The sequence below is a fragment of the Sphingomonas sp. AC435 genome (assembly GCF_979253005.1).
Genome location: NZ_CEEDCJ010000002.1, coordinates 127,439 through 141,860 on the forward strand (window position 1 = coordinate 127,439; position 14,422 = coordinate 141,860).

General features: G+C 63.9%; 13 protein-coding genes. 2 read left to right on the forward strand and 11 right to left on the reverse strand.

The features are described 5' to 3' along the window. Positions 1–165 precede the first annotated feature (165 nt). Positions 166–2,388: a catalase/peroxidase HPI gene (gene katG / locus AC0CH8_RS04215; RefSeq protein ID WP_465238825.1), complete on the reverse strand. Its 2,223-nt coding sequence runs from the start codon at positions 2,386–2,388 to the stop codon at positions 166–168. 117 nt (positions 2,389–2,505) lie between these two features. On the opposite strand from katG, the gene AC0CH8_RS04220 reads away from it, so the two are divergent. After that, a complete protein-coding gene (locus AC0CH8_RS04220) occupies positions 2,506–3,390 on the forward strand; it encodes a hydrogen peroxide-inducible genes activator (protein ID WP_465238826.1) in 885 nt (294 codons plus the stop codon). 134 nt (positions 3,391–3,524) lie between these two features. Here the strand turns inward: AC0CH8_RS04220 and AC0CH8_RS04225 are convergent, their stop codons facing one another. Beyond that, positions 3,525–3,779: a hypothetical protein gene (locus tag AC0CH8_RS04225; protein WP_465238827.1), complete on the reverse strand. Its 255-nt coding sequence runs from the start codon at positions 3,777–3,779 to the stop codon at positions 3,525–3,527. 48 nt (positions 3,780–3,827) lie between these two features. Then, positions 3,828–4,427 carry an SDR family NAD(P)-dependent oxidoreductase gene (locus AC0CH8_RS04230; RefSeq protein ID WP_465238828.1) on the reverse strand — a complete coding sequence of 200 codons (600 nt, stop codon included), beginning with the start codon at positions 4,425–4,427 and terminating at the stop codon, positions 3,828–3,830. Positions 4,428–4,456: 29 nt separating this feature from the next. Here AC0CH8_RS04230 and AC0CH8_RS04235 point away from each other — a divergent pair, with 29 nt between their 5' ends. Continuing rightward, positions 4,457–4,633: a hypothetical protein gene (locus tag AC0CH8_RS04235; RefSeq protein WP_465238829.1), complete on the forward strand. Its 177-nt coding sequence runs from the start codon at positions 4,457–4,459 to the stop codon at positions 4,631–4,633. Positions 4,634–4,738: 105 nt separating this feature from the next. On the opposite strand, the gene AC0CH8_RS04240 is transcribed toward AC0CH8_RS04235, so the two are convergent. The 8 genes from AC0CH8_RS04240 to AC0CH8_RS04275 form a co-directional block, all read right to left on the reverse strand. Continuing rightward, positions 4,739–5,608, reverse strand: a complete 870-nt coding sequence (locus AC0CH8_RS04240) for a glycosyltransferase family 2 protein (protein WP_465238830.1) — start codon at positions 5,606–5,608, stop codon at positions 4,739–4,741. Between the two features lie 53 nt (positions 5,609–5,661). Beyond that, the gene (locus tag AC0CH8_RS04245) at positions 5,662–6,567 is read right to left on the reverse strand and encodes a polysaccharide pyruvyl transferase family protein (RefSeq protein WP_465238831.1); all 906 of its coding nucleotides are present in this window, start codon (positions 6,565–6,567) and stop codon (positions 5,662–5,664) included. Next, positions 6,564–7,631: a glycosyltransferase gene (locus AC0CH8_RS04250; protein ID WP_465238832.1), complete on the reverse strand. Its 1,068-nt coding sequence runs from the start codon at positions 7,629–7,631 to the stop codon at positions 6,564–6,566. The genes AC0CH8_RS04245 and AC0CH8_RS04250 overlap by 4 nt, the downstream gene beginning before the upstream one ends. Further along, a complete protein-coding gene (locus AC0CH8_RS04255) occupies positions 7,628–8,548 on the reverse strand; it encodes a galactosyltransferase-related protein (protein WP_465238833.1) in 921 nt (306 codons plus the stop codon). The genes AC0CH8_RS04250 and AC0CH8_RS04255 overlap by 4 nt, the downstream gene beginning before the upstream one ends. Before the next feature lie 13 nt (positions 8,549–8,561). Beyond that, positions 8,562–9,710, reverse strand: a complete 1,149-nt coding sequence (locus tag AC0CH8_RS04260; RefSeq protein WP_465238834.1) for a glycosyltransferase — start codon at positions 9,708–9,710, stop codon at positions 8,562–8,564. Further along, positions 9,707–11,725 carry an HAD-IIB family hydrolase gene (locus AC0CH8_RS04265; RefSeq protein ID WP_465238835.1) on the reverse strand — a complete coding sequence of 673 codons (2,019 nt, stop codon included), beginning with the start codon at positions 11,723–11,725 and terminating at the stop codon, positions 9,707–9,709. Before AC0CH8_RS04265 ends, AC0CH8_RS04260 begins: the two co-directional genes overlap by 4 nt. A 645-nt stretch (positions 11,726–12,370) precedes the next feature. Beyond that, positions 12,371–13,408 (reverse strand): methionine synthase, encoded by a 1,038-nt coding sequence (locus AC0CH8_RS04270; protein WP_465238836.1) that lies wholly within the window; start codon positions 13,406–13,408, stop codon positions 12,371–12,373. A gap of 28 nt (positions 13,409–13,436) precedes the next feature. Next, positions 13,437–14,420, reverse strand: coding sequence for a DUF1852 domain-containing protein (locus tag AC0CH8_RS04275; RefSeq protein WP_465238837.1), 984 nt, complete (start codon positions 14,418–14,420; stop codon positions 13,437–13,439). Between the last annotated feature and the right edge of the window lie 2 nt (positions 14,421–14,422).

The window sequence follows — 14,422 nt, forward strand, 5'->3', positions numbered from 1 at the left end:
GGGATGATCTCACCTTCTACGCTCCGCCTCGGGCACCAAACTTCGGCGCTCCTACGGCTGTTGTCGCGCCAATATTGGAACTCGTGCACCAGCATGTTTAAGACGGTGCACAACCAGAGAAGGCGATTGCTTTCGCAACCGCCTTCTTCCCGGTTCAAGCCACTATCAGGTCGCGATATTCGAGGTCACCGGCTTGGCCGTCACATCGAAACGATCGGCATCCATGACCTTCACCCAAGCCTTGATGAAGTCCCTGACAAACTTCTCCTCGTTGCCGTTCTCGGCGTAAACCTCCGCCGTTGCGCGCAGCTGCGAGTTCGAGCCGAACACCAGGTCCGTGCGAGTGGCGCGCCACTTCTCGCCCTTCCCGCCGCGGTCGTGTCCGATGAACTCCTCGTCGCTCGACGGATCAACGAGCTCCCAGAACGTCTCGTTGTCGAGGAGGTTGACGAAGAAGTCGTTGGTCAGCTGACCCTTCCGCTCCGTCAGAACGCCCTCGGGCTTGTCGCCGTGGTTGGCACCCAGCACGCGCAGACCACCGAGCAGAACCGTCATCTCCGGAGCCGACAGGCCAAGCAGCGAAGCCTTGTCGAGCAGCAGCTCCTCCGTCTTCACGGTCTGCCGCGTCCGCAGGTAGTTGCGGAAGCCATCTGCCTGCGGCTCCATCCATGCGAAGCTCTCGACGTCGGTCCAGTCCTGGGTCGCATCGCCGCGGCCACCGGTGAACGGCACCTTCACGTCGAACCCGGCATCCGTCGCTGCCTTCTCGATCGCCACCGAGCCCGCAAGCACGATCGCGTCAGCAAGCGATATCGAACCGCGGAGCTCGTTGAGCTTGGCAAGCACCGATGCAAGCTCGGCTGGTTCGTTGATCGCCCAGCTCTTCTGGGGCGCCAGCGCGATGCGCGCGCCGTTGGCGCCGCCGCGGTGGTCGGACTTCCGGTACGTCGAGGCCGATGCCCACGCGGTCTTGACGAGCTGCCCGATGCTGAGACCGGAGGTCAGCACCTTCTGTGCGAACGCAGCAATCTCATCGTCGCCCGGAGCCGTTCCCTCAGGCACCGGATCCTGCCAGATGAGCGTCTCCTCCGGAACCTCTGGGCCAAGGTATCGTACCTTCGGCCCCATGTCGCGGTGGGTCAGCTTGAACCATGCACGTGCGAAGGCATCGTCGAGAGCCGACTGATCGTCGCGAAATCGCTCGGAGATCGCGCGGAACTCGGGATCCAGCTTCAGCGCCATATCGGCGGTCGTCATGATCGTCGGCACGCGCTTGCTGGGGTCCCGCGCGTCGGGTGCCATGTCCTCCCACTCGGGATTGACGGGCGTCCACTGCTTGGCACCCGCCGGGCTGGACGTCAGCTCGTAGTCGTATTTGAACAGCAGGCGGAAATAGTCGCCGGTCCACTTCGTCGGATTGTTCGACCACGATCCCTCGATACCCGAGGTGGTGATGTGGCCCTTGCCGATCTCTTCGCTGTCGGTGAGCCAGCCGAGCCCCTGCATGTGCACGGACTCAGAGGCAGGCTCCTTGCCGAAGTTCTCAGCCGGCTTGGCGCCATGCGTCTTGCCGAAAGCGTGACCGCCGGCCGTGAGCGCGACGGTTTCCTCCGAGTTCATCGCCATGCGCGAGAAGGTGGCGCGCATGTCTCGCGCCGAGCCGAGTGGATCAGGATTGCCGCCGGGACCTTCCGGATTCACGTAGATCAGACCCATCGAGTCCGCAGCCAGCGGTCCTTCCAGCTCTAGCTGCTCGTCAGGACGGATGCGGGTCTTGTGTTCCGCGTGTCCGATCCACTGCTCCTCGGCGCCCCAGTACGTGTCACCCTCCGACTGGAAGACGTCCTTGCGCCCACCGGCGAAGCCGAAGGTTGGTCCGCCCATGCTCTCGATGGCGACGTTCCCGGCGAGGATGAACAGGTCCGCCCAGCTGATGTGTTTCCCGTACTTCTGCTTGATCGGCCACAGCAGGCGCCGTGCCTTGTCCAGATTGCCGTTGTCCGGCCAGCTGTTGAGAGGTTCGAAGCGTTGTTGGCCAGACGAGGAGCCGCCACGTCCATCGGTAACCCGGTAAGTACCCGCGGCATGCCACGCCATGCGGATCATGAAAGGGCCGTAGTGCCCGTAGTCCGCCGGCCACCAGGGCTTGCTATCGGTCATCAGGGCGGTGAGGTCGGCTTTCAGCGCCGCGTAATCGAGTGCCTTGAACGCTTCCGCATAGTCGTAGTCCTCGCCCATTGGGTTCGGAGAGACACCATGCTGATGCAGGATCTCGACCGGCAGAACGTCTGGCCACCAATCCTTGTTGGTGCGACCAAGGAGCGAGCGAACGGTACCAGCGCCGCCGCCATTCCGGCCCACCGGGCACCGGGGATCTTCGTCAGCCATGTTCTCACTCCTCTATATGATCGCGCCACCGTAGTAGGGACGATTGATTTATCCAATGGATTGAAGCGATTTCTGCTATCACTTTAAACGATGAAGCCTACGCCATCGCTCCGACAGTTGTCGTATCTGCTTTCGCTCTATGAGCATGGCAATTTTGGACGCGCAGCTACCGCTTCGTTCGTCTCCCAGTCCGCACTGTCGGCCAGCATCGCGGAACTCGAGCGAGTGCTCGATGTGATCCTTGTCGACCGCTCCAAGCGCCATGTCCGCTTCACCCCGATTGGAGAGGAGATAGTGGTACGGGCGCGACAGATGGTGTGCGCTGCCGAAGACCTCCACCTCGTTGCGCAGCGCTCGCACGAGCCGCTTGTGGGATCGCTACGGCTGGCGGTGATCCCTACGATTGCACCCTTCCTGCTGTCCGGCATATTGTCGGCACTCGCGTGCGATTGGGCGCAGTTGCAGCTGTATGTGCGCGAGATGCTGACAAGCGTCGCGTGCGAAGCGATGGGTCGCGGCGAAATCGACTGCGTATTGCTCGCCCTTCCGGTCGAATGCGGAGAGGTGGAGAGCGTCGACATCGCGGCCGATCAGCTTGTCCTTGTAGCCGCCGAGGGACACGACAGCTTCGCATCACCGGCATGTGAAGCGGACGACGATCGCCTGCTCCTGCTCGAGGATGGTCACTGCCTCAAGGAGCATGCTCTGGCAGCTTGCAATCGCACAGAGAGGGAGGCGGAAAGCCGGCTGGTCGCCTCTACGCTGCACACGCTCGTCGAACTGGTAAACGCGGGCCTTGGCTACACACTGATCCCGCAAATGGCCATTGAGGCCGGAATCCTTGACGGCACTCGTGTTGAACCTCGTCGACCGCAGGGCCTTGAGGCAGTGCGTCAGATCGCCCTCGTCTGGCGCAGCGGTCATCCCCGTACGAGCGAGTTCCGACTGCTTGGCGCAACCATTCGGCGAGCGGTCGGCAGAGATGCACCTGAAACCGACTAACTCATGCGCCCTTCTGACGACCACCCTTGTTCGGGGATCGCGCCACGGCGATCTTTTGAGCGCAGCTACGAATTATCCGCCGTCGCGCCGCCGAATGACCTGCCGATCGGGTGACTGCGGCTTGGCACGTCTCGTCAGCGCGTCGGCGGCGGCGCGTTGACCCCTGATTGCGTTTCGCCGGTAGCCTGCTCCACCACGTGGGTCGTCATCATCGCAAAGCCTGCGCCGAAGAGCGGCAGGATGGTAAGGATCGCCCAGATCATGGAGCTGCGCCGGGATGTCAGCCGCTTGGAACGGTGCAACCACATGCCAAGCGCGGCGAGGAAGATTGATCCTGCGACGCAAGCGAGCAGGACGCCAAGGATCGGACTGCCAGTATTCTCACCCATCACGCGCTCTCCTAATCGGGAACGCAACGGTGGCGGGGCTATTGGTGTTCATGGAAACTGAGCACAAACCGCTCCGCTGATAACCGAGTTTACCGTTAGCTCTCTGTATTCGACGGATGACGCCAGTTGAGGTCCGAGTGCACACAAATGAGCGTCGTCGACCGCGTCGGGCCGGCCGCAGAATAAATGATCAATGCAGCCCGACTGGCTGCACTGATCAGTAATTCGGCCATACCATACCGCTTGGGAGAACACGCCACCATCGACCAGCAGCATCTGTCCGGATACGACAGAAGATCCTGGTCCTGCGAACCAGACAACGGCCGCCGCAACGTCCTCGACCGTGCCGACGCGCCGAAGCGGCGTGATTGGCGACCGGCGTCCTGCGTAATCGTCAATCTCGGTGCGGGTGCGATCGGTTTCGATCGAGCCGGGTGCGACGCAGTTGACGCGAATGCCATGCGAGCCAAGCTCATGCGCGGCGATCTTGGTCAACTGCTCGATGCCGCCTTTGGACGCGATGTAATCGACAAGCCGGGAGAAACAGCACCGTGCTCCGGGCGCACCACTGCGCCGTCGGGCTGAAAAAGGGATCAGGAAGCCGAGGGGCTCGGCAGATCCCGAGGCGGCTTCACGACCAAGCTGCACGCCCGCTGCGATGGTCAGGGCCGACCACCATGCTTCGTCCTGACGCCGGCAAATACCGTTGGCGCAATCTCGTCGCGCACCTGTTTAACAAACTGAAGAACTGGCGTCGCGTCGCAACCCGCTACGACGAAACCGCGGAATCCGATCTCGGCTTCGTCGCGCTCGCCTCAGTTACGCTGTGGTCGCCCTTTGTTTACGTGGCCTAGTCGCGCTGGCGATCTCGTCTGGCACTTGCAGTATTCGACCATCAGGTTTGGGGTTGTTTGACGATCGATAAGCTTATGCAAACGGCCGCAAAAAGATCTTGGACGTTATTTGCTGGGTCGACGAGCCCCATCCGAGTGATGGACCTTGTTCGCAATCAGTGCCGACGCGAACGCTGTGAAACCGCGGACGATCCCAAGTAGGCGAAAGGCGTGGAAAAAGCGGACTGATGGGAAAGGGCGCTCACCGCCGCCCAGTTCTGCGACGGCGCTCCACACATCGCCCCATATCGCTCGAGCGATCCGGGACCCGTCGAACAGGTACTTCGCGTAGAGCGCACCGTCGCCGAACGCATAGCCGGCCAGCAGTTGGCGGAGCGTCTCGGCGGATCGCCGGCCATGATGATGCGCGACGACGAAATAGGGATCGTATCGCACCGGTATGTCGTGGCGCAGGGCGCGAATTACGAAATCCGTGTCCTCCGCGGCGCGAAATCGCCCGCCCGCGCCGAACCGCTCATCGAAAGACCCGATGCGCGCCAACACATCGCGCGTGAAGGCAAGGTTCGCACCCATGACGAAGCCGTTCGGAAAGCGATTGCGCGGCGCTTCCATGGCGTAGTCTTCCAGTTTGATCGTCACGGCCAGGTCGTCAGGATCGCCGAGCAGGATGCGACCGCCGATGACCACCGGCGATGGAGCTTGGCCAAAGCGCGCGACCAACATCGCGAAGAAACCCGCGTCGAGCACGCAGTCGTCGTCCGTCATCGCGACGATATCTCCGCGCACTCGTGACAGTCCGGCATTGCGCGCGCGCGCCAGTCCTGGTCGGGGTTCGTCGACGACCGTAACCGGAAAGCACTGCCGGGAACGCCACGCCGCCAGACGCGTGAGCGTGTCGTCGGACGATCCGTTGTCCACGACGACCACCTCGAAGGCATCGAACCCGGCCGCCGCCCGCGTGATCGAGGTCAGCAAGCGGTCGAGCGATGCGCCGCGATCGCGCGTGCAGACGAGGAGGCTGACCTGGATCATCGCACCCGGTGCGACAGTTGTGGCGATCCTCTGGTCCACGCCTCGATATAGGAGGAGAGCTTCCCGTATTCGTTGTCGAGCGCGATGTGCGGGATATCGAGGAGGACCGCCAGGATGTGGGCATGCAGGCGGTCGGTGACGATCCGACGCCCCCTCGAAAGGGTCGCCAGCCCGCGCTCCACGCGGGCGGTGGCCAACGCGAAACAATAGTCGGCGAGCGGTTGTCCCGATCGGGCGAGCGGCAGAACCCCGTCGTCAAGCCAGTCGACGATCACCCGGTCATCGCAGTCGCCCATGATCGGGGCATCGTGGATCACGCGCTCGTCGTCCGTCCGCATCAGCATCAGCACGTCGCAATGCGGTTCCGCTCGCGGCTGTCGGCCCAGCGCAAAGGCGCTGTCCGGGGCAAGATCGGACGGGCAACGCCAGTGACGCCGGGCGGTCGACAGGCTGGGGCGGTCACGAAGATAGAGATGGAAGGCGGGGTGCGCGGCGACCGCCTCCGCGAATGTCTCCATGCCCCCCGGAGCACGGAAGTGAACCGACTGAGGCAATTGCACGATGCTGCGATCGCGAACGTCGCGCAGTACGCGCTCGCGGAAACGTTGGTGATGGGGCCAGATGTCGCCGAGATTGCCGCCGCCGTGCAGGAACAGCACCCCCGCGGGGCTCGCCGCCCGAAACGCGTCCAGATCGAACCCGTCCCATGTTGCGACATAACCGGGATCGCGGCCGGTAACCGATCGCAGCATCCGGATCTCGCCGAGCCAGATCGCACTGTCACCGACGTTGGCATGATCGGGAAAGTCGATCAGCGCATAGCGATCGCCCGGGCCAACGTGACGGCGATACAGGGCCAGCAAGGCGGCCTGCTGCTTCGCCACGACATCGTTCCCGCTCATGCTGCCGAGGCGGTGGCGGAACCGACCTCCCGGTAGAGGTGCTCGCAGCGGTCGAGCCACCGGTCGCGAGTGAACAGCCGTTCCACCCGGTTTCGTGGCACGATTCGCGGAATCGTCAGGGCGTCGGCGATGACGTCGGCTAGCGCTTCCCACTCGTCGGGAGGCGCGAAACGTCCGGCTTCGCCCACGACCTCCCGCGCTGCGCCACGATCGAACGCGGCGACGGGCAAGCCGCAGGCCATCGCCTCGATCGCCACGAGACCGAAGGGTTCATCCCAGCGCGGCGTGAAGAGGAACACCGCCGCCCGACCGAGTTCGGCGGCCAGTGCCTCCCCCTGCACATGGCCGCCGTAGACGATCGTCGGCCCGAGCAACGGTTCGACTTCCGCAGCCCAGTAATCGCGGTCCTCGATCGAACCGAACATGATGAGCGGCACGCCAGCGCGCAACGCCGCCTTCGCGGCGAGGTGCGTGCCCTTGTTCGGGGTGATCCGGCCGCACCAGATCGCGCCGCCGCCGCCGTCGCCATAGGGCCATGCCGCAGGATCGATCCCGTTATGCAGCACCGACACCTGCGGCGGCGCACCGTCCGGAAACCAGGCCCGCAACTGGGTGTGCGACGTCACGGTCAGCCGGTGGGTCGACGTCGGGCTGGCCTTCACGAACCAGTGCAGCGCGTCATAGGGCGGGACGTGCAGCGAGGTGACGGTCGGAACGCGTGCGGTGCGGGCCGGCTCGATCGGGAAACGATGCAGGCTGTTGTTGTGAACGACGTCGAAGCCGCCACGCGCTATCCGGTCGCACGCGGCGGCGTAGCCGGCGTCGACATGCGCGATCAGCGGTGCCGACCCGCGATGCTCCGCCCAGGGAAAGGTGCGCTCGTAATGTTCGGCCAGGACCGGATCGAGCGTGAAGCGCGGATCGCTGTCGCCCGACGCGAACAGCACGACCTCGTGTCCGCGGGCCTTGAGGCCGTCGGCGAGATACCAGCTGTGCGACTCCATGCCGCCCATGAATGGTTGCGCGATGCGCTGGCGGACATGGGCGAGCAGCGCGATTTTCACGCGGCGACACGCTCCGACGACGCCGGTCGCGCCTCCAGCACGCGGATGACGCTGGCGGTGTTGGCATAGGGTTGATGGCTCTGCTGCCCCGTCAGCGCGAGGTCGTCGGCATCGGGTCGACGCAGAATTTGGATGGGGCGACCCTCGGCATCGTCGATAAGACCCATTAGGCGGAAGGCGTAGAGCCAATGCCCCATCGTCCGGTAGCCCCAGCGCGCCTCGAACAGTTCGGCGTTGCGGACGACGCTGTCGAGGTGATGGACCGGGGGCATATGGTGGGGGTGATACTGGTGGTGCGACAGTCCGCCCTTGATCCAGGCGATCGGCACGCCTGCCGTGTCGAGCACCTTGCCGAAGTCGGTATCCTCGCCCCCATATCCGCAATACCCCTCATGAAAGCCGCCGACGGCCATGAACGTCGCGCGGGTCATCGCGAAGTTGAGCGACCAGAAGCAACGGTAGTCGTTGCAGAGTTCGATGCCATCGGCGGGCGGGCCGCGCCGGTCGGAATGACGGATGGCGACGGCATCGAAATCCTCGCTGCGCCAGTCGCCGGTGGTGGCACCGCCGGGCAGGTACAGGACTTCGCCCATCAGCAGTCCGTCGAGTTCCTGCAAGCGGCGCGCGTAATCGGCGACCAGCGAGGGTGCCGGAATACAGTCAATATCCAGGAAGACGAGCTGATCGCCGATCGCCGCACGCGCGGCGGCATTGCGCGCCGCCGCCAGCGGCAGGTCCGTGCCCGCGATCATCAACTGACGGATCGGGAACGGGGCCGCCGGCAGGTCGTAGGCGACGTCCTGCATCACGGCGACGATCAGCTCGACCGGGGCAAGGGTCTGGCGGGTCAGGCCGATGACGAGATTGCGGAGGTGATCGGGCCGGCCGCCGGCCAGCGTAACGACGGAAACGGTCATGGGCAGGCTCCGGTCAGATCGATGGAAGTTGGTCAGTTGCAACCGGACCGGCGGCGACACGCTCGGTCGGCCACAATCGCGCTGCCAGCTCCTCCAGCCAGCGAGCGACGTCGGCGGCGGGCGCGTCGGCGATCATCGCCCGCTGACGAGTGGGTCGATGCATCGCCAAAGCCTCGTCGATCGCATGCCCCCACGCATCGGCAGACGACGGCAGATGGGGTCGGACGCAGGCGACGCCCGCTGCGGCCAGTGCCTGCGCCTTGCGATGCTGCTCGTCGAAATAGCGCCATTCCGGCACCGCCAGCCAGGGGCGTGCCGCGGCGAGGATCTGCTGACAGGTGGTGTTGCCGGTGGAGGCGATCACGAGGTCCGCCGCCGCGACATAGTCGGTGGCATCGTCCACCCAGCCGCGATGTTCGATGTTGGCGGGCTCCGTCGCATGCCAGTCGCGGACGACCGGACCGATCGTGATCCAGCGCGCGGCGGGACGGCTGCGTGCGCCGACGCCGAGTGGTGCCTGTGCGAAGCCGCTACCGCCACCGCCGCCCATGACCAGGATCATCTCCTCATCCGCGGCGACGCCGATCCGCTGGCGTGCAAGCTCCCGCTCCGGGATGCGAGTGTCGACCCCCAGTCCACCCGCGAAACAGGTCCGCGACAGCATCGCGCCGTCCCATTCGAGCTGCGCCAGATCGGCGTGAAAAGGGGCGAGCAGTCCCGCCGCGCCGTCATAGGCGGCCCGGTGGCCGGCATCGCTCCGATCGCCGTGTTGCAGGACCTTGACATGCGGCACGCTGCAAATGCGAGCGAGTTGAGCGACCTCGGCCGATACGTCGCAGATCATCAGGGCAGGATCGGCGTCCGCAAACCACTGCGTCATTACCGCCATCGCGCGGCGGATACCCGGCCACCCCAGGGGCGCGCAGTGGAGGGTGGAGGGGGTCGATACCCAGTCGGCGGTTGCGACTTCGTCGCCACATTGCTCGAAAAGAGAGGGGATGCGAACAACGTCTACTTGCGGCGGCAGCGTCGGAAAGATGTCGTCCCGTGCGGAGAAGATCGTCAGCGGCCGTTCGACGGGCAGCGCATGGGCGATCGCGGCGCAGCGTTCGGCGTGACCACGCCCCTGATGATGCACGAAATAGCCGAAGGGACGGGTCATGCCGCGATCTTCGCGTCGACCGCTATCCCCAGCCGTTCCAGTCCCTCCAGTACGCCCGCCGCATGGTTTCGCTCGGCACGATAGAGGCCGCACCGAGGCGTCAGCGTCGCGAGTTCGTGACCGGCATTACCGACCACGATCGCCGCGCCGCACCGTTCCAGCATGTCCAGATCGTTGCCGCTGTCGCCGGCCGCGACGCAATCTGCCAACGTTAGTCCGACGCTGTGCGCATAGGCATCGATCGCGGCCGCTTTGCCGCCGCCGGGGGCCAAGACGTCGATCAGTCGCCCGTGCGAAAAGATCACATGCGCGGACAGACCGGCCGAGCGAAGCGTATCCCTGATCGCCTCAGCGTCTTCCGCTGTGCCGAAGAAGCTGAGCTTGTGCGGGCCTGCGGTCGCGGCGGGTTGTGGTGCTATGTCGAGCGGAGCGAGCACCGCACGGACGGCGGACAGATCCCAGTCGATGTCCAATGTGGCGGCATAATCCGGGCAGGATCGCCAATCACCGCTCGCATCGCGGCGTATGATCCGGGTGCCGACATCGGTGATGAACGCGTCCGGTTCCGGAAGCCGCCACTGGGCCAGCACTTGGCGGGCGTCGGCGAAGGATCGACCGGTAGCGATGATGAAGGGCATATCGTCGGACCTTCGCCAGTGCGCAAAGGCTTCCGCCCCGCGGAGACAGCCGGTCAGGGTGTTGTCGATGTCGCATGCGAGCAGCGAGAGTGGACGGTGCATTCGCCTGTTCAACCCGGCATAAACGGCGATCGCGCGCTCGGCATATCGCGTCCAATTGTACAGGCCCTGATTCGCGCGGGCCGCGGCGTGGAACCGGGCGTGAAGCGCGGCGTCGCCGATCACGGTGCGGCAGGCCTCCGAAATCGCCATCGGATCGCGCGGATCGATCACGATGCCGTGGCCGATCGCAGCGACGATCTCGGCCGGCCCGCCATGCGCCGTCACCACGACGGGCACGCCCGCTTCCGCTGCCTCGATCAGGGTTAATCCGAACGGCTCATGGAAAGCGGGATTGACGAATACGCCGCCTTGCGCAGCTCGCCGATACAGGCCGGCGACATCGGCGGCATCGTGACGCGGGGGTAATGCGACGCGCCGGCGCAGCAACGGTGTGTCGCACAGGTCGCGAAGCTCCCGGCGCACGGTATCTTCTTCAGGCGAAGGGCGGCCATCGTCCTGACCGGCCAGGATCACGAGATTGGCCTGTGCCTGCAGACGAGGGTCGGCAGCATAGGCGCGCACCAGTCCCGCCAGATTCTTCTTGGCGACCGGCCGTGCGATCGCGAGAATGATCGGCAGAGCGGGCCGGTCGAATACCTCGTTCAGGCGATCGGCGAGCGTCGGCGCGGCGGGGTCGCACTGGCGCTGCGGCACACCGGGTGCGATACAATGAACGCAGCCGCCCGCTTCGACGCCATAGGCGCGCACCTGCCGATCGGCCTCGTCGCGCGTCGACACGATCAACGCGTCCGCTTCAGCGATGGCCGTGGACTCGGCAACGATCCGGGTATTCAGCGTACCGTCGTCGAGCCCCTGATCCCGCTTGTCGATGGCCAGCGCATGCGGCGTATAGACGAACGGAATGCCAAAGCGGCGCCGAGCCTCCATCGCGACCTGAACCGCGTCCGCGAAATGCGTGTGGATGACGTCGGGCAGTGCCGGAAGCGTTGCCAAATAGCGGCAAAAGGCACGCGTGAACTCCGGAATTTCCGCCCCGAGAGCTTCCTTTTCAAGGTAGCGGTCGCTTACCGTCGCAATCCGCCGAATTGCAACGCGGTCGCTGACATATTCACGATCGAAGGCGTGGTTCGCCGGCAGATGCACCTCAGCGAATTTCCGCGTCACGATCGTCACGTACGATGCCGGCGACGACTCAGCCTGGGCTTTCGCGGCTTCCATCACATAGGCTAGGTGCCCGCCCGAATCAGCTGTAATGCCGAAATCGAGTGGCGGCGCTTTCAGGCAGCCGCCAAGCGCCATGTGCAATATGAACAAGCTACCCCCACAACGTTAGCGAGCCGAAACGATCCACGTCAGACATGTTTCCAGTCGAACCTCACCGTTTTTGATCCATGTGAATTTCGGTCGATCGGAATGGACGTGTTTGCCAACGCGTTCGCTCGGCCTCCGCCGGAACCTATTGAGAACAAGATCGCAGGAGCGCTTCACCAGCTTCGAAGGTGCGACAATGATCCTTGTGTGGACATCCGCGCGCCGTTTCCCGCTGCCCGACTTCAGCCGTTCATTCATTCCCGCGTTATGGCCTCTTTTGGCGCCTGACACTGCGGTCTCGAATGTCATTAGGTGGGTGGTTAGTGGAACTAGCTGGCGAGTATCAGTGCGACGGATTGAACGAAAGCCGCGCCATCCCAGCGATTATCAGTGCACCGCCCGCAAGCGCAACGGCGGCAATCAGCCAAATAGCGACGAGAAAAAGCCTGCGAGCCATGCGGCCACGATGTTATCGGCTACGAGTGTCCGCAATTGGACGCAAGCTGCTGGGCTTCATCGCGGCCACCGCGACCCAGTATACGATATTCAGCGCGCAATTGCCTCCACCTGAAAGTGGACGCTCGTTCATCTGGTTTCAGGTGGCCGTATTTCCTTGTTCAGATCGGTAGGATCGATCCAGCAATGACGTCAGCCGCGGCCATCGAGGATCTCTCGTCGAACGATGTCCGCGCCGGCACTCAGCGCCTTCAGCTTGCCCCGTGCGACATCGCGCGATAGCGGAGCCATCCCGCAGTTGGTGGCGGCATAGAGCTTGTCGGGATCGACGAAGCGCAACGCGTTGCGCAGCGTGTCGGCGACCTGTTCCGGCGTCTCGATCGTATCGGTCGCGACGTCGATCGCGCCGACCATCACCTTCTTGCCGCGGATCAGTTCGATCAGGTCCATCGGCACGCGCGAGTTCTGGCACTCGAGCGAGATGATATCGATCTTCGACTTCTGGAGGTTGGGGAAGGTTGCCTCATACTGGCGCCATTCGGAGCCGAGCGTCTTCTTCCAGTCGGTGTTGGCCTTGATGCCATAGCCGTAGCAGATGTGGACCGCGGTTTCGGCCTTCAGCCCCTCGGCCGCGCGTTCCAACGTGGCGATTCCCCAGTCGTTGGCCTCGTCGAAAAAGACGTTGAATGCGGGTTCGTCGAACTGGATGATATCGACGCCGGTCGCTTCCAGCTCGCGCGCTTCCTCGTTGAGGACGCGGGCAAATTCCCATGCCAACTTCTCGCGGCTCCGATAGTGCGCGTCGTAGAGGGTATCGATCATCGTCATCGGACCCGGCAGCGTCCACTTGATCGGTCGATCGGTCTGCGCACGCAGGAAACGGGCGTCGTCGACGAAGACCGGTTTCGGTCGCGAGACGGCCCCGACGACCGTCGGCACGCTGGCGTCATAGCGGTTGCGGATGCGCACCGTCTCGCGTTTTTCAAAATCTACGCCGGCCAGATGCTCGATGAACGTCGTGACGAAATGTTGGCGGGTCTGTTCGCCATCGCCCAGGATGTCGATGCCCGCCTGCCGCTGATCATCGACCGCCAGGCGCAAGGCGTCCTGCTTGCCTGCGATCAGCTCCTCGCCCTCCAGCTTCCATGGCGACCACAGCGTCCCGGGCTGGGCGAGCCAGGAAGGCTTGGGCAGGCTGCCCGCGGTCGTCGTCGGCAACACGGTCGACATGATGCAAATACCTTCGTGTGCGTGAGGATTAGAGGCCGCAGGTCGCGGACCAGCGCTGGAGCGCGGTGGCATGCGGCTTGATGAAATGCTCTTCGGCGAACTTGCCCTGCTCGGCCGCGAGCCGGTTGCGCTCTTCGCGATCATAGACGATGCGAGTCAGCGAATAGTCCTGGTAGGTGAGGCTCGGCTGATAATGCTCCGCGGCCACGGAGTTCGCGTTGTAGATCTCGGGACGATAAATTTTTTGGAAGGTCTCCATCGTGGCGATGGTGCTGGCGAGTTCAAGGTTGGTATAATCGCTGACCAGATCGCCGATGTGGTAGAAGGCGAACGGCGCGACGCTGTGCGGGGGCATGAAGTACCGCACCTTCATGCCCATCTTCGCGAAATACTGATCGGTGGCCGAGGACTTTTCGTTGCGGTACTCGGCCCCGAGGATCGGATGCACGTTGGCGCTCCGATAATAGACTTCCTTGCTCGACACACTGAGGCAGATGACCGGAGGTTTGCGGAAGTTGTCGCGATACGCGCTCGACCCAAGAAAGTGCTTGAACAGATTGCCGTGCAGATCGCCGAAACCATAAGGCGCGCTGCCACCCCCGGCCTTGAGGTGGTCGGGCAGGACGACGCTGAAGTCGTAATCGCGCACATAAGACGAGAAGTTGTTGCCGACCATGCCATCGCTGCGCTCGCCGCTGGTCCTGTCGGTGACGGTGGTGTGCAGGATCTCGATCAGCGGGAACGCTTCGTCGTCGGCGCCGTCGCCCAGCGTGAGAGCGGCCGAAATGATCTTCACTTCCAACGTGTAGCGGTCACCCTTGGGATTATCCCAGTGCATCAGCGCGTTGAAGCGGTGGTCGATCATCGCCAGCGTGTTGCGCAGATTCTCCTGGCGGCGTTCCCCGCGCGCGAGATTGGCGAAGTTGGTGGTGATGCGCGTATTGTCGACCGGACGATAATCCTCGTCGAAGGGCAAGCTGCTGATCGAGAATGTGAAGCCGCTATTCGTCATGA